The sequence below is a fragment of the Pseudomonas mohnii genome, assembly GCF_900105115.1.
In the GTDB taxonomy this organism is placed as follows: Bacteria; Pseudomonadota; Gammaproteobacteria; order Pseudomonadales; family Pseudomonadaceae; genus Aquipseudomonas; species Aquipseudomonas mohnii.
Genome location: NZ_FNRV01000001.1, coordinates 1238554 through 1263400, shown reverse-complemented (window position 1 = coordinate 1263400; position 24847 = coordinate 1238554). Strand labels below are relative to the sequence as shown.

The following is a 24847-nucleotide window of genomic DNA, read 5'->3' as shown; positions in this document are numbered from 1 at the left end:
TTTTCGCCTGGAGAAAAGTATGCCAATCACCGCGCAGCAGTTGCTGCAGATCCTCCCGAACGCCGGCGCCAAAGCCGGCGTTTTTGTTCCTGTCCTCAACACGGCCATGGGCCGATTCCAGATTGTCGGCTCCAAACGAGTGGCCGCGTTCATTGCCCAGATCGGGCATGAGTCCGGCCAGCTGGTTTACGTCCGGGAGATGTGGGGGCCGACTCCGGCCCAGGCCAAGTACGAAGGCCGCAAGGATCTGGGCAACTCCGTCCCGGGCGACGGCTTCAAGTATCGCGGCCGGGGCCTGATCCAAATCACGGGCCGGGCGAACTATGCGGAGTGCGGCGAAGCCCTGGCCCTCAACCTGATCAATCAGCCAGAGCTGTTGGAGCAGCCGAAGAATGCCTGCTTGTCGGCCGCATGGTTCTGGGCAACCAATGGGCTGAATACCTTGGCTGATGCTGGCGACTCCGAAAAAATCACTCGCCGGATCAATGGCGGGCTCAATGGCCAGGCGGATCGGCTGAAGCTGTGGACGAAGGCGACAGAGGTGAAACTTCTACTCCGAATCCTTCCTTATATCTCGGCGGTGCTGCTAGTGGCCGCTGCGCTGTTCGGTGCATATCGCTACGGAGTGACCGTAATGGATGACAAGTGGGAGGCGAAGTGGGTAGCGCGAGATGAGGCTGATGCTGCAGCTTCGCTCAGAGCAGGATCTTTTTGAAAGTGGCTCTGTACTGTGGGGGAACCGCTTGAGTGCTGGCCTCAAGCGGCGCGCGGTCTGGTTTTTCTTTTTACATAATCATATTGTTAGTGCTAATGGTTCCTATGTTGCCGGTCAATTGTATGAAAAAGTCGGTACTGTCAAGTTGTGCCGTATTTGATCCGGTATTTTGGAATAGGTAGGTGCCGGCTGCACTGCCTGTCTGTACCGTAATCAAATAAGCTTGGGCGGTATTGTTTAAAACGACGGACAGCCCTGCGGCCATGGTGGACAAATAGTTTCCAGTGTCGGCATTTCCAATGATATAAGAGCCTACGGAGGCTGCATTGACTCCGGTTTTGAAGTAATCCGTTCCGCTGGCATTGAAGTTGCTCACCACGTCAATTTGCGTATTGTTTGACATGTTTGGGCCAGTGGCGATCAAGGTTTCCGAGCCAGAATCGGTAGAGCTCAGTACTATATGGTCAACTGCTGCGCCGCCCGTAATGAAGGCGGACGAAGAGGAGTTACCTAGCAAATTCAATGTTTGACCGCCGCTGCCCAGGTTGATCATGGTGTCACCTGTACTCTTAGTGTAGTTCAGGGTAACGCCCGCACCATTCACATTCGTAAACGTTGCGGTACCTGTACTCCCCGCCACATTGATCGTTTCGATATTACTTATTTTGGTGCTCAGGTCTATGGTTTGTGTTGTGGTGGCACCGATATTAAGCACATCATTATCGAGCCCGCCATCTAGCGAGGTTAGAGAGTTTACAATCTGGTTAGCAGTAAAGTTAAACGTATCACTCCCGGTTCCGCCCACCACTGTTTTTGTGGAATTTGTGGCGGTGAAGTTGTTACTGCCATTTGCCAGGTTGTATTTTTCTATATTGTTCAGACCGGTAAACGTGCCTGCGGTGGACAGGTTGAAGGTCTCGGTACCGGCCGCGTTGATGTTGCCAGTGAATTGCGAAAGCTGTTCAGCTTTCAGGGTGACCGAGGCATTATTGACAATGGTCAAGTTTTCAAAGCCTGTGATCGTTGCCAAACTTACATCCGGTGTTGCAGAAAAGAAGGCCAGACTATCGGTACCGGTGCTGCCACCTGTATAAGTGCCCTTAATGCTGACGCCATTGATGGCCAAGGAATTGTTGCCATCGCCGAGCGCCACAGAAGAGGTCACGGTGCCATTTACGGTGACGTTGTCATTACCAGCACCTCCCGTGTATTCGACGCCCGCCGTTGCGGAGTTCATATTTACGGTGTTGGTGCCGGTGGCACTGCCTTTGACGGTCGCCCTGTCGATCAGTGACGAGGAGCTCCAAGTAAAGCCGCCGAGGGTAATATTACTGGCATCCACCAAGGTCAGTGCGGTGCTCGAAGCGCTCAGGGTAAGGCCTGCGTTCCCGCTGATGTTAATGGTTTGGATCGAGTTGCCCAGCCAGGTAAGCGTGTCGTTGAAAGCGCCGGTGGGTGTCACTTGATTGTCATTGACACTGATATTGACCGTTTCAACTCCGGAAGCTGCAATACCCACAGAGGCAAAGGCCACGCCGACGGTGCTGGCGTCGTTCAGCGAGAGATTGACAGTATCATTCACGCCACCTGCAAAATCTGCATTGGAGAGGGTCATCGCCGTGCCAGAGCTGGTCAGCGTCACATGGCCATTATTGGTAAGATTGAGCAGTGTCAGGCCATTCGGCCCGTTGCCCACAGTCACATTGCTGTAATTGCCCAAGGCTTGGAGATCGATGGTCTGGTTGGTCACGCCGGTGAGGCGCAATTGTTCGATGTTCGTCACATTGCTGGCAAAGGTATTGCTGCCTGAAACGGAAGCCGCATAACTTGCCGACAGGACAATGGTGTCGGTACCGCTGCCACCATTGATCGTAATCGGCAACAAGGCGGTGTTGGGAATAAAGGTATCGTCGCCCGTACCGCCGTTGATGTTGGCAAATCCAGCCGAAGTGTTATAGGTGATGGTGTTGGTGCCGTCGGCCAGATTCAATACCTTGATATTGCTAAGGGTGCCACCTGTAGTGCCATTATTGATGGTGACCGTGCCAGCAGTGGTCAAGGTTAGGATATCTGCGTCTGCCGCATTGCCGGTGAGGGTAGATCCATCGAGGTTGGCGATGCTGGATTTGAACAGATCATTGACCACTGGAATACCATTATATGTACCGCCTGCAGATACCTGAATGGTGCTGACAACCGGCCCGCTGCTCGGAGTCGAACCACCGACGATGTCGACTATGACAGGTCCCAGCCCTGATAGTGCCGTTGTGAGGCCGTCCGGGGTCAGCGCCCCGCTAAGCCAGTTGCTGGCTAAGGCGAACGCTCTATCGGTGGTATAGGCTGCGATCTGTTCGGCGGTAGTCAGGTGCGCTGTGAACTGAGTTGCCGCCAGCGTCTTGTTGGTTACTGCCACACTGTCGCCATTCTGCGCGCCGTTAAAGATGGCAATGACGATGTTGCCGAGGTTGAAAGTACCGTTGTCCAGGCGCGAGCTCCAGTATTGCAGCCCATCAGCCTCGGCGGCACGACCGAATAGATTTTGGTAGATCTGATTAACGATGGCTGTGCTGTTTTCTTCAGCGAAGGTCTTTTTGTACTCGGGCGAAGCGCTGAATGCGTTGGCGATGGCTGCTGTGTTCTCGCCGTTTTGATTGCCTTGGTTGATCCAATAAGCCAATCCGCCTGGGTCTGCCGGGCGATTGAAGTAGCTGATGTAGAGTTTTTGAATCTCGTCGGAAAACGCCATCGCAAGGTCCTTTCAGGGATGATTGTGGGAGTGCTAGATTCAGGTATTCGTTAGCTATAAGCAATATTGATACCTTAACTCGACTGTATCGACCCCCGTTGCTCATTCTCGAGACAATCTGTACGTACGACTGTGGTTATCCTGCTAACGCGCTCCCTCTCCATCCCATTGTCGGCACTGATTAGCTTGCTTATTTATAGATGCCGTCATCACCACCAGCGTCATCTTGATGAATTCCTCGTTCCGATTAATTACTTCCGGGGCTCCGCGTACATCGTCTGCGACCAAGGACTGATCGCGTTGGCTGCGTGTCAGGCGTACGTGCGGGGCGTGTCCCGCTGAAGTTGAAGGGCTACAATCGACCCAAAGCTGCCGGTGGTGAAGTGCAGAAATCGGCCACAAACTGACGGTCGTGATAGGCCACTTACGGATAGTTCAAATCGTGTAGACAGCCCAAATGGTCAAACATGAGTCACTGTTCCGTGTTCCGGTTCCGTCAGTTCGGGAGGTGTTTAATGTGGGTTTCGTCACTTCACCCGAAGTAAGTGACGTGGCGGCCAGCAATCCAGGCTGACCTATACCGACCGGTCGTAGCCAGCAGATATTCCCAGCGAACAGCTAAGATGGATATGTCTCATTGCTTCGTCCCGCAGCCGATTCAGTCCGACAGTGAAGCCGCATCAAGCTCTGCGAACAAGAATGCCGATAAAGACGGTTCTGGTAAATTCCAGGTTCCAGGATATTGAAAAATTGAGCGCAGAACGCGAGCGCTCAGGTGTAATCTGCTTCTATCGATTAAGCTTGGCTACTTCTTATTTGGTGAGCGCGGAGACGTGAGCCACGTCAATTTTTTATTCCCCCTTATAAGCACAGTGCACGATCGTATTGCTACAGTCAGTCAATTATACGTATACCTCGCAGGATCTGAACACGATTCAGAAAATTGCCGAACAGGGCGAGATCTCTGCCAGATTCAATCTGGGCATCACCCCATTCTTTAAATGGTTGTTCAAAAAGTGTTAGGCTTGGTCATCGAGCTAAATATGTCACCTTGCAGAGGGGTTGCCGTGGGCACCATACAAGATCAGTCAACTAACAATACCGCCGCCAGCATAATAGTGTTCGAGGCCTCAGTGGTTTCACAAGACTGTGTTGATGCATTGCAAACCCTTGGCTTTTTAGTGACGTATCTACCTTTTACGGAAACGAACGTCATGAACCTCATGACTGCTCGACCAGATTATGTGCTTACTGTTAATTTTAATAGATATATTTCAGAGGCCTGTGAGTTACTGAAGATTCCTTATTTGGCGTGGGTTATCGATACACCTTGTTATCCAATTTATGATAAAGCTATTAATCATTCGTACAGTTTTACCTTTATTTATGATGCCGCAGTCGCGCAAAGGTTGAGAAGTAACGGCGTTTCACAGGTATATCACCTTCCAGTCGCTGCAAATTTGGAGCGAATTGACAAACTTCCATTACGAAATGAAGAGACTTCTCTCTCCAGTGATATCAGCTTTGTTGCCAATCTGACCAAGACAGAATATAGGATCTGGATAAAACCAAGTTTGTCAGAAAAAACTATGGATCGATGCGCTGGCTTGATTAAATCTCTTGAGCAACCCAGTGCGAATTTTATACTGGCGGAGCAGATTGATGATGATCTGATTAACGCGATCAAACAAGAATCAGGCTACAAATTGTCTGGTGATTACTACCTTAGCACGGCTGAAAAGTTGGCTTATCTACTAGGTCGAGAGCATTCTTGGCAGGAGCGGATTAGTTTGATTAGTCGGATTGAAGAGCGTTTCTCAGCTTGCGTTTATGGTAACGCTGAGTGGCAAGATCATATAAATTGTTACGCTGGATATGCTGACCATTTCAGCCTGATGCCGAAGATATTTCGACAATCCAAGATTAATATTAATCTTAGTCGTTCGTTTGTAGAGTACGGGCTTCCCATGCGCGTATTTGATGTGCTGAGCTGTGGTGGATTCCTTGTTACCAATCATAAAAATGATATTAATAAGCTGTTTGTCGATGGAAAGGACTTGGTTGTTTTTCGGGATAGTCAAGATTTGATAGAGGTCTGTGAGTATTACCTTCAGCATGAAAGTGAGCGCCGGGCTATTGCGGAGCAAGGCTACTCGACTCTGGCAGAAAATCATACGTTCCAACAAAGAATGATAGATATGTTTACTACTGTGCAAAGTGAACTTCGTGGAGAGCCTGTCCCTTTAAGTCGTTGGTATCCTTAATTTGTCACTAAGGTGTAGCTCCGAGCATGGGCTCTCATGCGCTTAAGCCATCCAATGGAAGTATGAAACTTGCCTGTGAACAAAATCTTCACGACTACAAGGAGCATAATATGAGCCGCTATCTTGAATATTGTAGTCGTAAAGTACTGAGCAATATGATCAGTCCGTGCGCTGAGCTGTTTCAAGGACTAATTATGTGTGCGGACTGTGCACTGCGGTTTCGATGGTAGAAATCGAACGTTCGGATAACTGCATTTGGCCGATTTCTGCCTGTGAGCGATCACTCCGGCGTCATCATCACCGCCAGCGTCATCTTGCTGAACTCCTCATTCCGGTCGATTGCGTCCAAGGCGCTACGAACGTTGTCGGCTACATCGGCCGCGCCACGCTGCTCTACCCAAAGCGTGAGCTCCATGATGGCGGCTTCCAGGGCGATCAGGCTTCTGGTGCACCAGGTAAGGTGATGCGGTGTCGTAACGGCAGCGACTGATGACTGCCTGCAGCTCGGGCGTCACGCGAAAGCGAATCCACGCCGCGTCACTGGCTTTCGCCGTTTTCTTCTGCACCAGATAAAGGTATCCATCCCGTACGCCGTCAAATCGCATGTCGAGGATGTCGGTGCGGCGCTGGGTAGTGATCAGGGCCGGGTCAATTGCGTTCTGAAGCCAGACTGGCGCCTTCTCCCTGATGGCCTTCAGGCCTTCCGCGGTGTACCGTTTTCGCCCCAGCGCCGGCGCTGAAATTCGCTGATCTTTATAAGTTTTCGCTTCATTGAATACCTCTGCCCGGTTCGGGCGGTGTTGCTCCATGCCGCGTGGCGGGCAGAAGGTAGATAGATTGATACCGTTCGTCGGAACTCGTGCACGATCGGACAGTTAGAAAGTCGACTTAGTAGCCCAACAAATAGGTTTCTATGCGCCCTCTAATTCTCGATATGCCAAATGGCCGGGAACTCGTCGATGAGCTTGATCTTGCGACCTCGCAGATGATGTCCATCCCGGTTGATCTCATCGGTAGCGCTCAGTGGCTTGAAGCCTCAAGCAGGCAGTACCAAGCCTTTAAAAAATGGCGGGAGTATCTTCATTGCATGGCTGATGGGCGAGGGCGTATCGAGACACTTAAGATCGCCTGACCGCCCTGTCCCGTGTAGATGAGCCAGGCTATGTCGGCGAACCAGGCGAGGGTGATCATGGGGTCACCTTGCATGGCGCGAGCACCGCGTCGACACGCTCGTCCAGGTCGCTACCGTTGATCACGATATTGTCCGGCGTGAGGCCGGCGACCAGGCCTCCGTTGTGGATGGTATCGACGTCAGCTTGGCGCAGGACGAGGTAGCGCTCGGCGTTCTTGCGCAGCCCCTCGTTTTCAGCGATCAGGAACTGCTTCGGGTGAACATCCCTTGAGGAACTGCTCATCGCAGTGCAACAGGTCGGCATCTTCGATCATCCCCGCCCAGCCGTACGATCGAATAACATCGTCGCGGCAGCCTTCGGCTTTGAATGGTCGATCATGGCGTCACCCGTGCTGCTGCGATTTCATCAATGAGTGCCTGAGGGGGCTGCGCGGTATACTTCCCCCCCGACCACGACAGCGGCTCAGACTGGCGGATCATCTCGTTCAGCAGGTCGAACGCCGACCCAGCCGGTGACGGTTTGAATGCTGGCTGCTTCGGGGGAATCGTACATCACGACATTTTCTTCAGGTATGACTTCGTCCTTGCCGCTATAGCGGCTAAAAGTTGTACAGGTAATTTGAGTTCGTACAGCTGTTGAGACCAACTGTCCGATATCGGTTCTGCTTTGTTGAACTTCTCTCGCGTGGGTCTGGTTTTGGGCTCTACTGTCCATCACAGAGAGCAAACGGGAGGGCTCTATGAGACTTCGAGGCGATGTTTTTTGGGAATGGGCAGACCCTGAACTCCACACCAGAACACACGATGAAACTCTCAATGATGGGACTTTTATTGACGTGCAGGTCAGGCTATCGCGTGCCGGAAAGACTGAAATGTTCATTGGGATTTATGCTCCCGATGGCGTGGCGTTGCATGAAGAGGCTGACGACTCACATTCACAAGAATCAATGACAAGAGTTCTGGCTTGGGGTGTCGGTCGCGCTCGTCAGTTGGCCGCTAGCGGGGGTGCCAACACTTGCCAATCAGCGACCTCGAAATAGCGGCTGACTTTGAAGGGGGAGGGGTTACTGCGGGGTGATGCGGTTAGCGCGCTTGCGGAACTCGAACACCATGCTGCGCAGATCTACCAAGGCTTCCTGCAGGTCTTGACGTGCGGAGTCGATCGCTTCGAATAACTCGCCTTCTCCTTCATCGCCACCTTCATCAGCTGCGATCAGAGCCAACCCGTCAGCCTGGAATTCGGCTAACACATGATCGGCGGACTTCGCCATGTACTCCGCGTGTTCAATGGCGTAGTCCTTTGGCGAGCGATCAGCACGGGTTCCGGCCAGCTCATCAATCCCCTGATCCGCTGTGCTCAGGCGCTGCTGCAGGGCCTCCTCGCGAGTCCTGATATCCTCGAAGTGCTGAGCCAGGGTGCACTCGAAGTCGCCGGCCCCGTTTGATCGTTTCGGCGCTCGGCTCCCAGGACAATTCGAACTCCTCGCGGGAGTAGGGCGTGAACCCGAGGCGCTCGGTAAATCCCGATCGCGTGACTGGATCCTGCAGGACGCGAAACAGGTTCACGATATCGCCGTCTAGATCGTTGTACACCTCGCCATACGATCGAGGCTTCTGCATCAGTACTCCGGCCGCTCCGCCGAATGACTCGACGTAGCAGGTGTGTGGCGGGAAGTGTTGAAGCACCCAAGGCGCAAGCCGGAACTTGGCGCCGTGGTAGCGGATGACTGGTGCTGTGATGGTCATAAGTAATTTCCAGGCATACGCCTGCCTCGCCGGCTGGCGTGATTCGTTGAAGTGGGGTATTTGTGTTCGGCCCGGCATGGAGCCGGAAGGAGAGACAGCAAGTGAGCGATGAGTTCTACAAGAGGCTATTGGGCATACCAAAGCAGAATCAACTTGTCTCGGGTGACTCGATTTACGGTATTACGACAGGGGAAGACATTCTGAATTTCTCTGAAAGGGATGCAGCAGGCAGCACTGTTGCTCACTACCGCGTGGTCGAGCAGCGAATTGATTACTTAGGGGAAGGCGGCTCAATTACCTGGCACAGAACAGAAGTCAAATCCAAACAGGATTAAATCCAACAGGTGAAGGTGGGTCAGGCGAAGCTGTCGAGCTGCGCCGCCTGGCGCGTGCTTTCGCCGTGCGGTAGGCGCGCCAGCTCTTGCCGCGCCGCTTCGAATGACAGCCAAGAACTCGGCCACTGAGCCGGGTTTTTATTGCCTGAATTTTGCGTGGGAGAGCTGTGGCCAAGTTATTGAACGCCTAATCCGAAGCTTGACGATATAAAATGCCCGGCACATGTCCGGGCCTTTTTTGGGGCGAGCAGTACCGACTGGCCTGCAATTGCAAACTTGCGCGTATCAAGAATCAGCATTCAATCCATTTGAATTCGTGCCTAATGTTCTCCTTGATTTTTGCACTTGAGCCGTATTCGTTGTAGTCAGCTTTTGAATTGTGAATCAAGCCAGTGGTCTAGCTCAGACACTGAATGGCGTTCGCGCATAGGCACGTGACTGAGGCTGTCTGCGATCTTGAGTCTATTTTGGTGCGTCGTCTCATAACCTCTTGTTATTAAAAACGTTTCAATATACTCAGATACGCTGATGATCTTATTGTCAGAGGTGAACACTGCACTGAAACCTGGTTTGTCTCGCGAATCGTTTTGATCTTTATATTCCAATTTGCTCACCTTTTTAAAAAGGGAATTTGGTTTCCCTTTTTAAAATATGATCCTGTTTTGCTTAGTTGACTCAAAAGTCAGCTATTTTATTTTTTAATGGGTGTCAGGCAGCGTGTCAAAAATGTAACGTTCTTTATATGACTCTTTCGAATAACGAAAAGCCAAGAGGGTCCTGCTGGAAGGCCTTTGGCTTCGTTGCGGTATTGGCGGCTGTCGTGGTCATGGCGATGATGCTGCCCAATGGGACCTGGCTGAGCTTCGCCGGAACCTGAATGGGGCGAATCAGTAGTCCGCGACAGGTCGTAAGAATGCGGGCAACGCGGTTTGTCCGTTGCCGGTGTCGCGGTGAGTCAGCGGGGGAAAAGGCATGATGGTTACCCTCCGACAAGAGAAAAGCGAGTTTTCTCCTGTCGGACCCTGTTGGGCATTGGAGCTGTCAGCGCTCTTCAAAGCTGTACGCTAATGAGCGCGCCCTCTGCTTTACGATATTGGTGGGATTACTTCTCGACCAGGATTTTCGGGTTGGCACTGCCCCAGACGGTGTAGAGGTCGGCCAGTAGCGCACCGTTGATCTCTTCGACTTCAGCCTGGCTGACTTCGGTTGCGCCTTGTTTGCCAAATAACACCACTTCATCACCCGCCTTGACGTCGGGTGCATCCGTGACATCAACCATCACTGTGTTCATCGAAACCTTGCCCACCACTGGCACACGATGACCATTGATCAACACCACGCCTTTATTGGTGAACACACGGCGATATCCATCGGAGTAACCGACCGTGATGTTGGCCAGCTTCGAATCACGTGTCAGGGTGAACGTGCGGTCGTAACCCACTGTGTTCCCGGCAGGGTAGCTATTGACCGAGGCCACATGCGACTTGAACTGCATCACGCGTTGATACTCAGTACGCGAGAGGACGGTATCGCCAAACAACGCGCCGCCCGTGCGCACCATGTCCAGGCGCGACTCGGGTACTTCCAGGGTGGCGAAGGAGTTAGCTGCGTGCAGGGTTATCTTGCTGCGGTCGAGTTGCGCGACATCCATCAGCCAGGCGGCTTGCTCATTGAAGGTAGCCAGCCCTTTACGCACATCGTCCTTATCCTCCACGGCGAAGTGGGTCATGATCGCTACCACTTCGATATTTGGCAGTTTGGTGATCGCTAGCGCGTCTTGCTTACCCAGCTTGGTGGCCATTTCAATGCCGTTACGGCTCATGCCGCTTGAGTTGAGGCCGATGTGCACCTGCAATTTGCGACCATGTTTATGTGCAAGATCGGCCGCTTGACGGGCGAAATCGAGATTACCAACCAGTTCTTCGACGTTGTACTGCAAAGCATTTTCGAGCTCCCCCAGGGAGGCGGTGCGAACACGGATCAACTGACCTTTAAATCCGCTTTCTCGAACCACTCGCGCCTCTTCATTACTGGCGACCGCCACACACGGTACACCCAGCGCAATCACCGAAGGCATCGCCAACCCTATGCCATGACCATAAGCGTCGGCCTTCAGTACCGCGCAGAGTTTCGACTTGCCAGCCAGTTCGGCTTGCAGGGTTTGGATGTTGTGCTCGAGCGCGGCCTTGTTGATTTCAATCCAGGCATTACTGATTTGAGCCGTCAGCTCGGTATTGCCGTTTGTGAGTGACAGTGGTGGCGCCGCTTGGACCTGGCTTTGCAAAAAGATCAGGCCGAGAGACAACGCTAGAGCAGTACGGGTAAAGGGCATTTGAAACTCTCCATGTAATCGGTCTTTTTTTTATTATTCCGGTACCGATTATTGGAAGGCTGTGTAAGTTACCGTTGTACGCTGGGTTCAAAGATGTAAAAACATGTAAGGAATTTGTACGCGCTCACCTAGGCCCTATGCGATGGCATCAGGCGATTTGCCGCCAAGACCATAAAGGCGCATGAAGAAATCACTCGAGGCACGACCATCGCGCTGTTCAATGCAGTCATTCAGGGTACGCCCGTGGATGAAGGTCGACTGCGCGGAGACTGGCAAACCACGGTCGGCCAGCCTCGTAGCCCCCAGCCCCCTTTCCGGGCGACTGATACGACCCTCCGACGGTGGAGGTGTGGCAGAGAAGGGAATTCGCCCGCTTTTTCGCCCCGTCGAGCTAGCCACACCCCCATTTGAGTGTAGATCAGATGTCTGAAACCAAAATCAACGGCGCATTGATGGCTGACCAAGCACAAACTTCGGGAGCTGGATATTCCGGCCATGCCCGAGGGCATGGGCTATCTGGCCGGCTTGTACTGGGAGCTCAAACGCACCAGCGATCCGCTGACCTGGCAGGAAATGGACGCCTGGACGCGGATGATGCATCGGCAGATCGAGCCGGAAGAGGCCCGGGTGTTGATGAAGATGGACGGTATTCACTGCCAAGTGATGAATGAGCCCTAATAGTTATTGCGATATCGAGCCTGCGGCTTTTAGGTAATGTTTCAACATCACGTGGATCTGTTCTTCATAACCCGGCTCAGGTTCAGTGCTTAAATCAGGGCCAATCTCTTGCATAACCTGCGCGAATAGCGAAGCGTCGAGCGCATTGGAGCGTCGAAGCGTTTCAATGAGAGCTAAAATCGCATAGGTGGCAGCAACTCCATTGGCCTTGGCGTACAGGGGATTGTCTGCATACTCGAGGGGCATTTTTGACTATCTCTCAGCAAGGGGAGCCACCAAGCTACTACGGGGTAGTAGCGCGCTGCCACTGAGCATTCAGACAGGCTGGATGGGCGACCAGCCAAATGCTAAGGTCAGGATTCAATCGAGCGAAGGAGACGCATCGTGGCAGCAGTAAAGACCTACGTGTTTAAGCTGAAAGCAAAAAATGGCAGCGGCATGAGTAACGTGCTTCAGAACGGAACCGATGCCCGGGATGCGGAGAGAAAAATTCTGCAGAAGCATCCTGGTGCGACAGTCCTGGAAGTGAGAGAGCAGTGACAGGAAGCCCAGCCCCGCGCTGGGCTTTTTGCATCTGGCGATCAGTATCCTGTCCGCGTGCAATACCGACGCTTGCCGTGCGGCGGCTATCATGAGCCTGATCCAATCGGCGCGCATGAATGGGCATGATCCGTACGCTTATCTGAAAGATGTGCTAACGAGACGACCGACGCAACGCGCAACCTACGTACATCAACTGCTACCACATTTGTGGTCAGAATTCCGTCTGATACAGGAAGCCGTGCCTTCAGGTATGGATGGGCAGCGCCAACCCGAAAAGTACAAAAAATCCACCACAGACTTTATTGAATCGGCGCCCGGTTCGAGCTAACCAAGGCCTGACCCGATGCGCAGCGCTGGCCACTAAATACTCAACGGCGAACTCCACGACGGCGTAAGTCAGCGCGATGGCGGCCGTCTGCGCGACGATGCTTCTGTGGGGATCCAGGAATGGTGGGATAAACGCCGTGAATAGCAGCAGTGCCTTGGGGTTTGAAATGGCTGATACCAGCCCTTGGCGGAACAGTGACCAACGTCGCATGATGGTAGTGCCGGTCGTATCAAGGCTGACGGGTGCAGCCCGCCACAGCCCGAAGCCCAACCAGATCAGATAGAGCCCGCCGACAACCTTCAAGGCTATGAACCAGGTGGCCGACGCCTGGATCAGTGCGCCCAATCCCAATGCGCAAAGCGAAAGCACGACTGCAAAGCCGAGCACGCCACCGGTGATAGTGAACAGCGTTTTCCGACTCCCGTGAATAGCTCCATGGGTCAGCACCAATAATGCATTGGGCCCCGGTACTACCGCGATGCCGCAGCAGGTAAACAGATAGAGCAACCAGGTCTCAAATGGCATGATCAGATCCAGTATGTGTTGATTCAGGCCAGCATCTTGCGGATGAGCTGTCATCATGAAAAGCGCATAATTCACGTCGTAGCCATTCGATTAACGAATAGAGGTAACAGCGATGCCTGCCAGTGATTTGCAGATCGATTGGCTCAAGTGCTTCGTGGCAGTGGTGGATGCAGGTTCGCTATCTGGCGCAGCCCACGAGGTAAACAGATCGCAATCCGCCGTCAGCATGCAGATGAAGAAACTGGAGGCCGCGCTTGGGCGGCAGTTGTTGAGTCGTGGCCCGAGGCACCTACAACTGACCGCTGACGGCCAGATACTGCTGAGCTACGCTCGTCGCATGCTCGCACTGCACGCTGAGACCCAAGCCGCTTTTCACGGTGAAGAGTTAACCGGACGAATCCGCCTTGGCGTCGCGGAGGACTACGCGGCAAAGTATCTCACGCCGGTTCTGAAACGCTTTTCGCCGCGCTACGCAGGCGTGGAAATAGAACTGACCTGTGAGCAGTCGACCACGCTTATCCCGCGTGTGCGAAGCGGCGATCTTGATCTTGCGCTGGTGTCTAGGGACTCGCCTCAAAGCGGCACATTTCTCTTCAAAGAACCCATGGTTTGGGTGGGCTCACTCCAGTTCGAACTGTGGAGGCGAGACCCGGTGCCTATCGCCGTCTACGAAAGTGAAAGCCTGGCCCGGCGTTATGCAGTGAACTCACTGACCCAACAGGGACGCGAATTCAAGGTGGTATACAACAGCTCCAGCCTGGCTGGTCAGGTGGCCGCAGTTGAGGGTGGGCTCGCTATTGCCGCGATCACTCAGTGCAGCGTGCAGGCATCGCTTCACGTCTTAAGTAGCGAGCACGGCTTAGGAAACATTGAACCTATGGAAGTCTCGATTTTACGTAGCCGAGCCTCTCGCGGGTCTAAAGCGGTCAATAGCCTTCATGCTTTCATCATCAGCGCGCTAAGACCTCAGGCGTAGTCAAATGCTATCCCTGTGATTCGCGAGCTTCGTATCTCGAACGAGACGAGTGATCGTTTCGTCAGTGCGGGCAGTCAATTTGTCCGCAGGGTTGATCAGCTCACTCGGCGCGTTGCGCTACTGTGCAATCCAATACAACCACATCACGAGACACCAGCAACGGACCCATACATTCCTTGAAGTGCTGGTGTACAGGTTCGTAGTAATGCGCATCTCTGACAATCGGTTGGACAACGTAGTCGTTACGGTCGTCCTGAGAGCGGAAGGTCACCACAATGCCTTGTGTCAGTACGCCTGGGTGAATGCGTCGGGGACGTACGATCAGCCGATCTCCGTTTTTACATCATCATATTGATATACCGAAGCACTCCAATATCGGCTGCCGTTACGTCGTTGGCGAGTCCACCCGTTTGCCAGCAGTCGTTGGGAAATCATTCGATTCATAACGCCATGACCGACGAGCAGAACCGGCCCTTCACAGGCAAGGGACTGCAGTCGTTGAGTTGCCGCGCTGGCGCGCCGCTTCGCGGCGCCGAAGGATTCGACGCCGCTCGAATAACCGCACAGCCATAAGACTCGAAAGATAAATGCCCAAGAAAACGGCGATAGTCGGGGAAATCTCCAACGACCATGAGGCAGTTGTGCTTCGCAGAAAAGTGCGTCGACGACAGCAGGCTTCAGCCCGAGCACCTCGACAGAGGTCAGCGCACGAGGCGCGCTGCTTGAAACAATCATGGTGGCGGCTGCGGCGAGTCGCAGGCTGGCGTCCGGAGCGGAATGGCGGATGATTTCGGATCGGTTGTATTGCTCGATCCAGTCTTTCATCTCGAGCATTGAGATTTTTTCGGTCGTAGCCATATTTGGCTGGCCGTGACGCATCAGGATTATTGTCTTGCTCACAGTTTGTTTTTGTCCTCGTTATTCTTAAACCAGCCATGTAGCCGATACCACGCCACCGTGTCAAAAATGGTCTGCTCCAGCACTCGAAAACTCAGGCCAAGATCTTGTTCACTCTTACGGTGGTTAAAACAGGTACGGTGCTCCTCTCGTATCAATAGGCGCAATGTCGCCATGCTCAGCAAAACAGGCTTGCCGGTAAGGCGCGCGTAGACCTCCTGCACCGCCGCCAATAGGTATAGCGCGGGCAGTGGCAGTTGCCTGATAGGGGTTTTGACGCCCGCTATACGGCCCAGGACCGGTGCCAACTGGCGCATGGTTAAGTTCCGACCTGCCGCGAGATAGCGTTCTCCTCGTCGTCCATGTTTGGCCGCGGCAATCTGGGCCCATGCCACATCACGGGCATCGACCACCGAGAAGGTGCCGGGGATCAGCCCGGGCAACTTGCCGTTGACGACATCCTTGACCAATTGTCCCGAAGAGGTCGGGCCCATATCGCCAGGTCCCCACATCCAGCCGGGCAGAACCATGCAGGCATGCATTTGCGGATGGGTTTCAAGAAACGTCAAGACGACACGGTCAGCGAGGATCTTGCTGCGGTAGTAGTCATCCGCATCGGCTTCGGACCGCAGACATGTCTCATCGATAGAGGTGCCAGGTTCCCCGTCGAGCACGGCAATCGAAGAGGTATGGATAAACCGGCGTATCCCCGCGCGGTAGGCCTGGTGAAGCAACTCTCGCGTACCGGCGACATTGATCTTTTCGAGTTCTTCCCAGTGGCGGCCACCCTTGTAGTTATCGCGAAAGAACGCCGCCGTATGAAACACGGTATCGCAGCCTTGCAGCGCCGATGCGAACGCGTTGATATCGGCCATGTCACCCACGACCAGTTCCACACTCGGGAGGTCGTTGAACTGCTGCTCGCCTTTGTCTCTTGAACGGACGAGAGCTTTGACGGCGTAGCCACGTGCGACCAGTTCCCGCACCAGGTTGTTTCCCAGCAAGCCGGTTGCGCCAGTGACGAATGCGTTGCGCATGGGACCCGTAGTCATACATTCCATTCCCGTAGTTTCGAAGGCCTGTAGATATACCGTTGAGGCCGGTCCTGAAAAACAGCGACTACTGCATAATGGCTTTGCATATATGCAGACCAAGGAGGATGGGAGGTATGGCGTTGCAGGCAAATTGGGATGATCTTCGTCTGCTGTTGGCGGTCTCGCGGCGTGGCAGTTTTCTTCAAGCTGGCCAACTGCTAGGTCTCGCGGCGTCTACCGTGTCCCGTCGCCTGACCCAACTGGAAGCTGCCCTGGGTGAGCCGCTCGTTGAGCGAGGCGTTGAAGGCTGCTGGTTGACCTCGCGGGGCCAATCCCTGGTGGAAGTCGCTCTGGCTGCGGAAGCGGGCTTGAGGCGTCAAACGGCGGCGGACCTGTCCGGGGAGCGCGCAGAGCTATATGGCAGTGTCCTGGTCAGTGCCGGTGAGGGGTTTTCTTCTTGTGTGTTGGAGGCCGCAAGTCGTTTTACTTCCCTGCATCCGCGCTGCTCCGTGGAGTTACTGGTCACCGCCGACTTTCACAAGATCGTTCGCGGTGTGGCGGATATCGCTATACGCACAGCGCATCTGGGCGAGCCATCGCTGATTTATCGACCCATAGGCAAGCTCGCCTACGGCGTCTTCGCTGATGCAGGGTACCTGAAGCGATCTCCAGAGGTGACCCCGGCAACAGCGCTCAACATCGCCTTGCTTCCTCCGCTGGATATGTTGCCTCAAATGCGTGCCGCAAAGGCTGCGGGTCTGGACCGAGCACACATCAGCGTGAACTCGTTCGCCGTACAACTGGAGTCGGTGAGGCAAGGTATGGGTGTGGCTGTACTGCCGCGTATTCTGGCGAAGGACCTGACCGAGTTGTTCCCTGAGCTTGAACTCCCAGAGATGGAGGTCTATCTGGTAACCCGGCCTCAGGCGTTGAAACAGGCGCACATCAGATGCTTCTTTGACATCCTGGAGCAGGTGTTGCTCGAAGGCCTCTGCGTTGAAAACGTCGAAAATTAAAGGTGGCGCGCGCTCACTTGAACGCTCAACGCCCAAAACAACCAAGAGCGTATGGCTCATCCGGCGATGTACAGCCCCCGTTTACGTGCAACGGGTGCAGCCCATGTTGGCGCATCAAAGGTTTTGATTGTCGAGGCGTCGTTTAAAAGCGCCGAGCGCAGTACCAATCAGTGGGCCCGTCACCGGGTCGGTGGCAATGCTCTCGGCGCTTGATCGACTGGACAGGAGGTTAACAGTGATTGACGCTTCCTCGATGATGCGAGCCGACATCGTATCCAGGACCAGCCGCAATGCAGCTTGGGCGTGACTGGCTCTGGGTGATGAGTTGAAAAGCGCGACAGGCTTGCCCGGGAACTCTTCACTGCTCACGAGCCAATCGAGCATGTTTTTGAATGCGCCAGGAATACCTCGAGCGTACTCGGGGCAAGAAAACAACAGCCCATCCGCCTGCCCGATAATTGCACGTAACTCTGTGACTGCCTCGGGGGGATCCTCGAGCAGATCCGGGTTGAAGTGAGGCAGTTGAGCCAGGCCTTCGTAATGCACGACCAATACCCCTTCGGGGCATAGTCGCTCAGCTGCTCGTAGCAAAATTGAGTTGGAGGAGGCCTGACGCAAACTTCCAGAAACAGCCAGCAGACGCACCATTTCAACACCGTTCGTGATTCGTAAGTCGGTGAAGTTTCGCACGAGCCGGACCTCATGCACCATTGCTGCGTAGCAATGCAAAAATGGCAATCTGATCCTTTGTTTTATGTTGGATCTGAGCCTTTTTTTGGCTGGTCGGTGCTCTATACAGTGCGCGACCGACACGCTAGTGGACAGTAATCGGCCGCCCACTATTCCAGGCTCTCTGAAGACCGGACGACCTTGAGAGTCTTCAGGAACTACCATGAATACTCGTCGCACGAGCTTTCACAGCAAGACACTGCGCGAATCGCAACGTGACATTCTCGGTATGATCGCGACCGATCATCTTCTAGGCGACATACTCTGCGCCATCTGCCAGATGCTTGACGATCAGGCGCCCGAAACCTTCTGCTCGATACTGCTCACGGATGCCGAGGGCAAACGCTTGCTGAGCGGTGCGGCGCCCAGCCTGCCGGTCGAATACAGTGAAGCGATTCATGGAATGGCCATTGGTCCACACGAAGGAACCTGTGGCACCGCAGCGTTCCGGCGCGAGCTGGTGGTCACCGAAGACATCGCCCGTGACCCAAGCTGGGAGCGTTTTCGCGGGATAGCGCTGGGGCATAACCTGCGTTCCTGCTGGTCGGTGCCTTTGCTCTCCCATCAAGGAAGCGTGTTGGGTACATTTGCCCTGTACCAGAGCCGCGCCCATGTGCCGGACGAGGCGCAGATTCAACGACTGGCCTGCGCGGCCCAACTGGCAGTCATTGCGATCCGCCGTGAGCGTGACGGCCAACGTCTGGAGGAAAGCGAACAACGTTTTCGTTCATTGTTCACCTACAACCCCAACCCGGTGTTCGCCCTCGATCTGGCCGGCAACATTCAGAGTGTGAATCCAGCAGGCCTGAAGCTCAAGCCGCACACCGCAACCGACTTCATCGGTCATCACTTTGCCAATCTGGTGCTCGAAGAAGATCTGCAACGGGTCAGTCGGCATTTCTCTGCAGCCAGGACCGGAGAGCCCCAGCGCTTTGAGGCACGGGTTCGCGACGAGAACGACAAGCTGTTGACCATGGACATTTCCAACCTGCCGATCATGATCAATGGCGAGATCGTAGGGGTATTTGGAGTGGCCAGGGACATCAGCGAGCAAAAGCATTACGAGCGCCAGTTGAGCTTCAACGCCTGCCACGATCGTCTGACTGGTTTGCTTAACCGTGTATCTCTTGAAGACCGCCTTATTCTGGATTGTCACATCAGTCGTCGGCGCAAGCGTCGTCTGGCGGTGATGTGCATTGATCTCGATGGATTCAAATCCATCAACGATTCGATCGGACACTACTTTGGCGATCAGGTGCTGGTTGAGGTGGCGCAGCGTATGACCCAGCAGGTTCGTCCCGGAGATACCATCGTGCGCATGGGCGGTGACGAATTTATCGTTCTGCTGCCGGACCTGCTTCGTGATGAGGACGTTGTACCGGTGGCCGAGCGATTGATGGCCAGCATTGCCAGACCCTACTGCATCCAGGGGATTGACCTGCACGTGAGTGCAAGTATCGGCATCACCCTGAGCGATGGTCACATCGAGCAGCCGATGCAGCTGATCCAGCAGGCTGACATGGCCATGTACAAAGCCAAACAGCAAGGGCGCAACAACTTTCAGTGGTACACCCGCGATCTTAATCAGCGCGTTTGCGAGCACGCGAGCCTGCGCAATGACCTGCAGAAGGCGATCGAAACTCAATCGTTAACGCTGCATTATCAACCGCAGATAGAGGCACGCACGGGGCGGGTGGTCGGGATCGAAGCGTTGCTGCGCTGGGAGCATCCGGAAAAAGGATTTATCTCTCCAGCGGTGTTTGTGCCGGTGGCAGAGGACAGTGGTCAGATCATTCCACTGAGCCTTTGGGTGCTCGATACGGCCTGCGCGCAGCTGCGCCAGCTAGGCGAGCAGGGCATCACGGGCATCTCGATGGCCGTGAATATTTCGCCGATGCATTTTCAGCGTGGCCATTTCGTCCAGTGTGTCCAAGCCACACTGGAGAAGCATGGTCTCAGTGGCGAGCAGCTGGAGCTGGAGATCACCGAGTCGCTTCTGTTGCATAACGCTGAACAGGCGATCGATACGTTGCACCGGCTCAAGGCGTTGGGGGTACGCATTGCGCTCGATGATTTCGGCACCGGTTTTTCCAGCCTCAGCTACCTCAAGCGTTTGCCGATCGACAAGATCAAGATCGACCGCTCGTTCATCCAGGAAATCGCCACCGATCATCACGATGCAGCGATCACCCAAGGCATTATTTCCATGGCCCATCACCTCAGCCTGACGGTGGTCGCCGAAGGCGTGGAAACGACGTCTCAGGTGGATTTTCTGAAGGGCAGTCGCTGCGATATTTTTCAGGGGTATCACTTTGCCAAACCGATGCCCTATACAGAAATCGAAGCTTTTCTGAGCCATCCCGCGTCCCATCCCTGACCGGCAATTCGGTCTGGTCCCAGTCCTGTAAATCAGACGCTAAGGCAAATTTTCAGACCCCAACGCAGAACTCCCTCTCCCCAGGCAAGGCGCTCCCGGCGCCTTTCTCACACACTCGGCTCTAACGCTATCGCGCTGCATAACAACAAGAGCCGCGAAAAAAATGACGAGTTTCCAACCTGCTACCGAAAGCCAGACCGGCCACATCGGCGCCCGCCAGACCCGTGTCGAGGACGCTGCATTGTTGCGCGGCCTGGGCTGCTATGCCGATGACGCTGCGATCCCTCCGGGTACGCTACATGCGGCGATCATTCGTTCACCCCACGCTCATGCACGGATCACCTCGGTGGATTTTTCCGATGCATTGCTGATGAAAGGCGTGCACGGCGTGCTGGTCGGCGAAGATGTCAAACGCTGGGCGCTGCCGTTCCCGGTGGGTGTGCGTCAGCCGATGGAGCACTGGTGCGTCGCCGTGGACAAGGTGCGCTACGTTGGAGAGCCGGTGGCCGTGGTGATCGCCGAGAGCCGCTATCTGGCCGAGGACGCCATCGAAGGGGTGCGCGTTGAATACGAGCCGCTGCCCCCGATCATCGATTCCGAACTGGCCGCCGCCGAACAGGCGCCGATCCTGCACGAAGCGGTCGGCAGCAATGTGGTCAACGAACGGCGCTTTCGTTATGGCGAGCCGGAGCAAGCCTTCGAGCAGGCGCCGCACAAGGTCTCGCTCAAAGTGAAGTTTCCGCGCAGCTCTTGCACACCCATTGAATGCTATGTGGTGCTGGCTCAGTACGAGCGCGCTACCGGCATTTATGACGTGCTGGCCAATTTCCAGGGCCCCTATGCGCTGCATACGGTCATGGCCCGAGCACTGAACGTGCCCGGCAACCGCTTGCGTTTGCGCACACCCAAAGATTCCGGCGGCAGCTTTGGCATCAAGCAAGGGGTTTTCCCTTATGTGGTGATGATGGGTCTGGCGTCACGCAAGGTTGGCGCACCGGTGAAGTGGGTCGAGGACCGTCTGGAACACTTGCAGGGGGCTTCTTCGGCAACCAATCGAGTGACCGAAATAGAAGCGGCGGTAGAAGCGGATGGCCGCATCACCGCTTTGCGCTATGACCAGATCGACGATTGTGGCGCCTACCTGAGGGCGCCCGAACCGGCAACTTTTTACCGCATGCATGGCAACCTGACGGGTGCCTACGCGATTCGGCATTTGCAGGTGCGCAACCGGGTGGTGCTGACCAATAAAACCCCTTCCGGCCTGAACCGTGGTTTCGGTGGCCCGCAGGTGTATTTCGCCCTGGAGCGGCTGCTGCAACACATCGCCGTGCAGTTGAAGCTTGATCCGTTGGACGTGATCCGCCGCAACCTGGTGCCGGCCGATGCCTTCCCTTATCGCGCGGCCGCCGGTGCGTTGCTCGACTCCGGCAATTACCAGGCAGGCATTGCCTTGGCGGTGGCTGATGGCGGTCTCGACGAGTTGCTCAAACGTCGTGATCAGGCGCGTGCCGAAGGCCGAATCTATGGCATTGGTTATGCCGCCGTCATCGAACCGTCGATTTCCAACATGGGTTACATCACCACCGCGATGACACCCGAAGAGCGGCGCAAGGCCGGCCCGAAAAACGGCGCTGTCGCAACCGCAACCATCAACGTCGGCCCATTGGGTGACGTCAGCGTGCACGTATCCTCGGCACCGCAAGGGCAGGGTCATCAAACCACCGTCGCTCAGGTCGTCGCCGAAGTGCTTGGGGTTGCGCTGGAATCCATCGTGGTCAACGTCGAACTGGACACTCAGAAAGACGCCTGGTCGATTGCCTCGGGCAACTATTCCAGTCGCTTCGCCGGCGCTGTGGCCGGTGCCGTCTACAAGGCCGCGCTGAAGATCCGTGATCGCCTTGCCGCGATTGCCGCCGAGCAATTGCAGGCCAGTCCCGAAGATATTCGTTTCGCGGGCGGCAAGATTTTTGTGGTCAATGGCGGGGCGGTGGCGCCATTCCATCGGATTGCCGGTGCGACCCACTGGTCGCCGGGGCTGCTGCCGGAAGGTGAAAGTGGCGGTCTGCGCGAAACCGCCTTCTGGAGCCCGCCGCAATTGGTGGCACCGGACGATCAGGATCAGGTCAATAGTTCGCTGTGCTACGGCTTTGTCTTCGACATCTGTGGTCTGGAAATCGACCGCATGACCGGCGAGATCCACATCGATCGCTACGTCACCTGTCATGACGCCGGCCGCCTGCTCAACCCCGCGCTGGTCGATGGCCAGATTCGTGGTGGCTTCACCCAAGGCCTCGGCGCGGCGCTGATGGAAGAGTTTGCCTATGGCGAGGACGGCAGCTTTCTCTCCGGGACCTTCGCCGATTATCTGGTGCCAACCGCGCCGGAAGTGATCGAGCCGGTGATCCTGCATATGGAAACGCCATCACCGTTCACCCCACTGGGCGCCAAGGGGGTGGGCGAGGGCAACAATATGAGCACGCCGGTGTGCATCGCCAACGCGGTGGCCGACGCCCTTGGTCGCTCGGACATTCGTCTGCCACTGACACCCTCGAAAGTACGCACGCTCATCGGCATCGACGAGCCGCCACGGCCCGCCGGTATGGAGCCCGATGACAACCTGGACGCAGCACCTGCCGGTGGACCGGCACTGCGGGCCAACGACTCGGTGGTGATTCCTGCTTCGCCGCAACAGGTCTTCGATACCTTGCTCGACCCGCAGACGTTGGCGGCGATCATTCCCGGTTGTCACGACCTCGTGCTTGAAGGCGAAAACCGTTACCGCGCAGACGTCACCGTGGGCGTCGGCATGATCCGCGCGCGCTTCGAGGCCAAGGTTGCCCTGAGTGATCTGGACCCGCCGCATTCATTGCGTCTGTCCGGTTCCGGCAGCAGCTCGATGGGCTCGGCTCAAGGCCAGGCCAAGGTGCGTTTCGTCGAACTGGAAAACGGCCACACACGTCTGGAATACCAATACCAGGTGGCGGTCAGCGGCAAAGTCGCCGCGGTCGGCGGCCGAATGTTGCAAGGGGCCTCGAAAGTGATCATCGGACAAATCTTTACTCGCCTGTCGCAACGGATCAGTGGCCAAGCCATCTCCACCGGCTGGTGGGCGCGATTGCGTGCCTCGCTTGGCGCGCTGTTTGGCAAGGGAGGTGCGCAATGAAACCGGCTGCTTTCGATTACGTTCGGGCTGACACCCGTCGTCAGGTGGTTGAGTTGCTCGCCGAGTACGGCCAGGAGGCTCGCATCATCGCCGGTGGCCAATCGCTGATGGCGGTGCTCAACATGCGTCTGGCTCAACCCAAGTTGCTGATCGATATCAATCATGTGGCTGACCTGGCCTATATCGAACGGCGCAAGGATTGCCTGGCCGTAGGTGCCGGGGTGCGACAGGCGCAGTTGCTGGCACGTTCGACCCTGATGGACGAAGTGCCTTTATTGGCCCTGGCGATGCCTTGGATCGGTCACTTCCAGACGCGTAATCGCGGCACCGTCTGCGGTTCGGTGGCTCACGCCGACCCCAGCGCCGAGTTGCCGCTGTGCCTGGTGACGCTGGGCGGCGAGATCGTTCTCGAGTCGAAAAAAGGCAAGCGCATCGTCAAGGCTGCCGACTTCTTCCAAGGCATTCTCACCACCGACAAGCGTGCGGATGAACTGGTCGTCGAGGTGCGTTTTCCGCTCAAGCGCGAAGGCATCACCTATCGCTTCCGCGAAATCGCCATGCGCCACGGCGACTTTGCAATTGTCTCCCTGGCTGCGGCCATCGGCACGGACCAGGTCGAACTCGGCATCGGCGGGGTCGCCGACCGTCCGCAACGTCGCAGCCTGCCACGGGGTGCGGCGCTGCCGGACGCGCTCAATCAAACCGCCTGGTCGCTCGATGCACAAGACGACGTGCAGGCCAGCGCTGCCTATCGCCGCCAACTGATTCGCGAGCTGGGTCATCAGCTGATCGAAGGAGTCTGAACATGCGTGTAACTGCCGACCAAACCTTTCCGATTCGCCTGGAACTCAATGGCCGCTCCCGCGAGGCGTTGGCTGAACCGAGGACCCAACTCTGCGACTTCCTGCGACACGACCTCGGTGCCACCGGTGTCCATGTCGGATGCGAACACGGTGTCTGCGGTGCCTGCACAGTGCTGGTGGACGGAGTCGCCGTGCGTTCCTGCCTGATGCTTGCGGTACAGGGGCACGAGCGGCGTATCGAGACCGTCGAGTCGCTGGCCGATGACGACACGCTGAGCGACCTGCAACAAGCCTTTCGCCGTCATCACGCCTTGCAGTGCGGCTTTTGCACTGCGGGCATTCTCATGTCCTGCGTGGATTTCCTCGAACGGGTACCCAACCCGGACGAGACCCAGGTACGCGACATGCTTTCGGGGCATCTATGTCGCTGCACGGGCTACACCGGCATCGTCCAGGCCGTGCTCGAAGTCGCTGCCCAGCGCCAAACGAACAAAGGGGTATAACAATA

The 24847-nt window shown here is 55.6% G+C and carries 22 protein-coding genes and 3 pseudogenes; 13 read left to right on the top strand and 12 right to left on the bottom strand.

The genetic code is table 11. From position 1 onward, the window contains the following. Positions 1-19: 19 nt before the first annotated feature. Positions 20-544, top strand: a pseudogene (locus BLV61_RS05750) (glycoside hydrolase family 19 protein); the annotation flags it as partial. A 241-nt stretch (positions 545-785) separates the two neighbouring features. On the opposite strand, the gene BLV61_RS05745 reads toward BLV61_RS05750, so the two are convergent. Next, positions 786-3461, bottom strand: a complete 2676-nt coding sequence (locus BLV61_RS05745) for a DUF4214 domain-containing protein (protein ID WP_090463369.1) — start codon at positions 3459-3461, stop codon at positions 786-788. A gap of 1214 nt (positions 3462-4675) precedes the next feature. On the opposite strand from BLV61_RS05745, the gene BLV61_RS05740 reads away from it, so the two are divergent. Next, positions 4676-5725 (top strand): CgeB family protein, encoded by a 1050-nt coding sequence (locus BLV61_RS05740; RefSeq protein ID WP_244159814.1) that lies wholly within the window; start codon positions 4676-4678, stop codon positions 5723-5725. Positions 5726-6005: 280 nt separating this feature from the next. Here BLV61_RS05740 and BLV61_RS31840 read toward each other — a convergent pair whose 3' ends face one another. From BLV61_RS31840 to BLV61_RS05725, 3 genes and pseudogenes are all read right to left on the bottom strand, one after another. After that, positions 6006-6140, bottom strand: a complete 135-nt coding sequence (locus BLV61_RS31840) for a hypothetical protein (RefSeq protein WP_279627455.1) — start codon at positions 6138-6140, stop codon at positions 6006-6008. Positions 6141-6156: 16 nt separating this feature from the next. Beyond that, a pseudogene (locus tag BLV61_RS31555) lies at positions 6157-6447 on the bottom strand (site-specific integrase); the annotation flags it as partial. 465 nt (positions 6448-6912) lie between these two features. Then, positions 6913-7140, bottom strand: a complete 228-nt coding sequence (locus BLV61_RS05725; protein WP_090463361.1) for a hypothetical protein — start codon at positions 7138-7140, stop codon at positions 6913-6915. A gap of 457 nt (positions 7141-7597) precedes the next feature. Between BLV61_RS05725 and BLV61_RS31550 the strand changes: the two genes are divergently transcribed. Next, positions 7598-7897 (top strand): hypothetical protein, encoded by a 300-nt coding sequence (locus BLV61_RS31550; RefSeq protein WP_081997914.1) that lies wholly within the window; start codon positions 7598-7600, stop codon positions 7895-7897. 24 nt (positions 7898-7921) lie between these two features. On the opposite strand, the gene BLV61_RS05710 is transcribed toward BLV61_RS31550, so the two are convergent. Next, positions 7922-8128, bottom strand: coding sequence for a hypothetical protein (locus BLV61_RS05710; RefSeq protein WP_090463358.1), 207 nt, complete (start codon positions 8126-8128; stop codon positions 7922-7924). 64 nt (positions 8129-8192) lie between these two features. Next, positions 8193-8603, bottom strand: coding sequence for a DNA adenine methylase (locus tag BLV61_RS05705; RefSeq protein WP_244159812.1), 411 nt, complete (start codon positions 8601-8603; stop codon positions 8193-8195). Positions 8604-8704: 101 nt separating this feature from the next. Between BLV61_RS05705 and BLV61_RS05700 the strand changes: the two genes are divergently transcribed. After that, positions 8705-8938 carry a hypothetical protein gene (locus BLV61_RS05700; RefSeq protein ID WP_090463356.1) on the top strand — a complete coding sequence of 78 codons (234 nt, stop codon included), beginning with the start codon at positions 8705-8707 and terminating at the stop codon, positions 8936-8938. Positions 8939-10040: 1102 nt separating this feature from the next. Here the strand turns inward: BLV61_RS05700 and alr are convergent. After that, positions 10041-11270 carry an alanine racemase gene (gene alr / locus BLV61_RS05695; protein ID WP_090463353.1) on the bottom strand — a complete coding sequence of 410 codons (1230 nt, stop codon included), beginning with the start codon at positions 11268-11270 and terminating at the stop codon, positions 10041-10043. Positions 11271-11765: 495 nt separating this feature from the next. Between alr and BLV61_RS05690 the strand changes: the two genes are divergently transcribed. Continuing rightward, a complete protein-coding gene (locus tag BLV61_RS05690) occupies positions 11766-11948 on the top strand; it encodes a phage tail assembly chaperone (RefSeq protein WP_047530908.1) in 183 nt (60 codons plus the stop codon). A gap of 3 nt (positions 11949-11951) precedes the next feature. Here BLV61_RS05690 and BLV61_RS05685 read toward each other — a convergent pair whose 3' ends face one another. Next, positions 11952-12194, bottom strand: a complete 243-nt coding sequence (locus BLV61_RS05685) for a hypothetical protein (protein ID WP_047530906.1) — start codon at positions 12192-12194, stop codon at positions 11952-11954. A gap of 138 nt (positions 12195-12332) precedes the next feature. Here BLV61_RS05685 and BLV61_RS31265 point away from each other — a divergent pair, with 138 nt between their 5' ends. Both BLV61_RS31265 and BLV61_RS05680 read left to right on the top strand, forming a co-directional pair. Next, on the top strand, positions 12333-12488 hold the full coding sequence (locus tag BLV61_RS31265) for a hypothetical protein (RefSeq protein WP_158249407.1): 156 nt from the start codon (positions 12333-12335) through the stop codon (positions 12486-12488). 76 nt (positions 12489-12564) lie between these two features. Then, positions 12565-12702 (top strand): annotated as a pseudogene (locus tag BLV61_RS05680) (transposase domain-containing protein); the annotation flags it as partial. A gap of 33 nt (positions 12703-12735) precedes the next feature. Here the strand turns inward: BLV61_RS05680 and BLV61_RS05675 are convergent. Continuing rightward, complete coding sequence (locus BLV61_RS05675) at positions 12736-13344, bottom strand: LysE family translocator (protein WP_047538887.1); 609 nt, start codon at positions 13342-13344, stop codon at positions 12736-12738. 112 nt (positions 13345-13456) lie between these two features. Here BLV61_RS05675 and BLV61_RS05670 point away from each other — a divergent pair, with 112 nt between their 5' ends. Beyond that, positions 13457-14320, top strand: coding sequence for a LysR family transcriptional regulator (locus BLV61_RS05670; protein ID WP_047530904.1), 864 nt, complete (start codon positions 13457-13459; stop codon positions 14318-14320). Between the two features lie 321 nt (positions 14321-14641). Here the strand turns inward: BLV61_RS05670 and BLV61_RS05665 are convergent, their stop codons facing one another. Both BLV61_RS05665 and BLV61_RS05660 read right to left on the bottom strand, forming a co-directional pair. Then, a complete protein-coding gene (locus tag BLV61_RS05665) occupies positions 14642-15199 on the bottom strand; it encodes a histidine phosphatase family protein (RefSeq protein ID WP_090469778.1) in 558 nt (185 codons plus the stop codon). A gap of 17 nt (positions 15200-15216) precedes the next feature. Further along, entirely contained in the window at positions 15217-16254 is a 1038-nt protein-coding gene (locus BLV61_RS05660) for an SDR family oxidoreductase (protein ID WP_090463350.1), read from the bottom strand. A gap of 131 nt (positions 16255-16385) precedes the next feature. On the opposite strand from BLV61_RS05660, the gene BLV61_RS05655 reads away from it, so the two are divergent. After that, positions 16386-17267, top strand: coding sequence for a LysR family transcriptional regulator (locus BLV61_RS05655; RefSeq protein WP_090463347.1), 882 nt, complete (start codon positions 16386-16388; stop codon positions 17265-17267). A 114-nt stretch (positions 17268-17381) separates the two neighbouring features. Here BLV61_RS05655 and BLV61_RS05650 read toward each other — a convergent pair whose 3' ends face one another. Further along, positions 17382-17957, bottom strand: coding sequence for an NADPH-dependent FMN reductase (locus tag BLV61_RS05650; RefSeq protein ID WP_244159809.1), 576 nt, complete (start codon positions 17955-17957; stop codon positions 17382-17384). 202 nt (positions 17958-18159) lie between these two features. On the opposite strand from BLV61_RS05650, the gene BLV61_RS05645 reads away from it, so the two are divergent. The 4 genes from BLV61_RS05645 to BLV61_RS05630 all read left to right on the top strand — a co-directional run bounded on the left by BLV61_RS05645 (position 18160) and on the right by BLV61_RS05630 (position 24842). Beyond that, positions 18160-20373 (top strand): putative bifunctional diguanylate cyclase/phosphodiesterase, encoded by a 2214-nt coding sequence (locus tag BLV61_RS05645; protein ID WP_090463343.1) that lies wholly within the window; start codon positions 18160-18162, stop codon positions 20371-20373. Between the two features lie 163 nt (positions 20374-20536). Beyond that, complete coding sequence (locus tag BLV61_RS05640; protein WP_090463340.1) at positions 20537-23536, top strand: xanthine dehydrogenase family protein molybdopterin-binding subunit; 3000 nt, start codon at positions 20537-20539, stop codon at positions 23534-23536. Further along, positions 23533-24339 (top strand): FAD binding domain-containing protein, encoded by an 807-nt coding sequence (locus tag BLV61_RS05635; protein WP_090463337.1) that lies wholly within the window; start codon positions 23533-23535, stop codon positions 24337-24339. The genes BLV61_RS05640 and BLV61_RS05635 overlap by 4 nt, the downstream gene beginning before the upstream one ends. Before the next feature lie 2 nt (positions 24340-24341). Beyond that, complete coding sequence (locus BLV61_RS05630) at positions 24342-24842, top strand: (2Fe-2S)-binding protein (protein ID WP_090463334.1); 501 nt, start codon at positions 24342-24344, stop codon at positions 24840-24842. Positions 24843-24847 lie beyond the last annotated feature (5 nt).

Coding starts and splice junctions, on each gene's coding strand:
- BLV61_RS05665 (WP_090469778.1), bottom strand. CDS start 15,199: ATGCGTCACGGCCAGCCAAATATGGCTACGACCGAAAAAATCTCAATG.
- BLV61_RS05725 (WP_090463361.1), bottom strand. CDS start 7,140: ATGAGCAGTTCCTCAAGGGATGTTCACCCGAAGCAGTTCCTGATCGCT.
- BLV61_RS05710 (WP_090463358.1), bottom strand. CDS start 8,128: ATGGCGAAGTCCGCCGATCATGTGTTAGCCGAATTCCAGGCTGACGGG.
- BLV61_RS05670 (WP_047530904.1), top strand. CDS start 13,457: ATGCCTGCCAGTGATTTGCAGATCGATTGGCTCAAGTGCTTCGTGGCA.
- BLV61_RS05740 (WP_244159814.1), top strand. CDS start 4,676: ATGAACCTCATGACTGCTCGACCAGATTATGTGCTTACTGTTAATTTT.
- BLV61_RS05675 (WP_047538887.1), bottom strand. CDS start 13,344: ATGCCATTTGAGACCTGGTTGCTCTATCTGTTTACCTGCTGCGGCATC.
- BLV61_RS05655 (WP_090463347.1), top strand. CDS start 16,386: ATGGCGTTGCAGGCAAATTGGGATGATCTTCGTCTGCTGTTGGCGGTC.
- BLV61_RS31840 (WP_279627455.1), bottom strand. CDS start 6,140: ATGGAGCTCACGCTTTGGGTAGAGCAGCGTGGCGCGGCCGATGTAGCC.
- BLV61_RS05630 (WP_090463334.1), top strand. CDS start 24,342: ATGCGTGTAACTGCCGACCAAACCTTTCCGATTCGCCTGGAACTCAAT.
- BLV61_RS05690 (WP_047530908.1), top strand. CDS start 11,766: ATGCCCGAGGGCATGGGCTATCTGGCCGGCTTGTACTGGGAGCTCAAA.
- BLV61_RS05640 (WP_090463340.1), top strand. CDS start 20,537: ATGACGAGTTTCCAACCTGCTACCGAAAGCCAGACCGGCCACATCGGC.
- alr (WP_090463353.1), bottom strand. CDS start 11,270: ATGCCCTTTACCCGTACTGCTCTAGCGTTGTCTCTCGGCCTGATCTTT.
- BLV61_RS05685 (WP_047530906.1), bottom strand. CDS start 12,194: ATGCCCCTCGAGTATGCAGACAATCCCCTGTACGCCAAGGCCAATGGA.
- BLV61_RS05635 (WP_090463337.1), top strand. CDS start 23,533: ATGAAACCGGCTGCTTTCGATTACGTTCGGGCTGACACCCGTCGTCAG.
- BLV61_RS05660 (WP_090463350.1), bottom strand. CDS start 16,254: ATGCGCAACGCATTCGTCACTGGCGCAACCGGCTTGCTGGGAAACAAC.
- BLV61_RS05645 (WP_090463343.1), top strand. CDS start 18,160: ATGAATACTCGTCGCACGAGCTTTCACAGCAAGACACTGCGCGAATCG.
- BLV61_RS05745 (WP_090463369.1), bottom strand. CDS start 3,461: ATGGCGTTTTCCGACGAGATTCAAAAACTCTACATCAGCTACTTCAAT.
- BLV61_RS05705 (WP_244159812.1), bottom strand. CDS start 8,603: ATGACCATCACAGCACCAGTCATCCGCTACCACGGCGCCAAGTTCCGG.
- BLV61_RS31550 (WP_081997914.1), top strand. CDS start 7,598: ATGAGACTTCGAGGCGATGTTTTTTGGGAATGGGCAGACCCTGAACTC.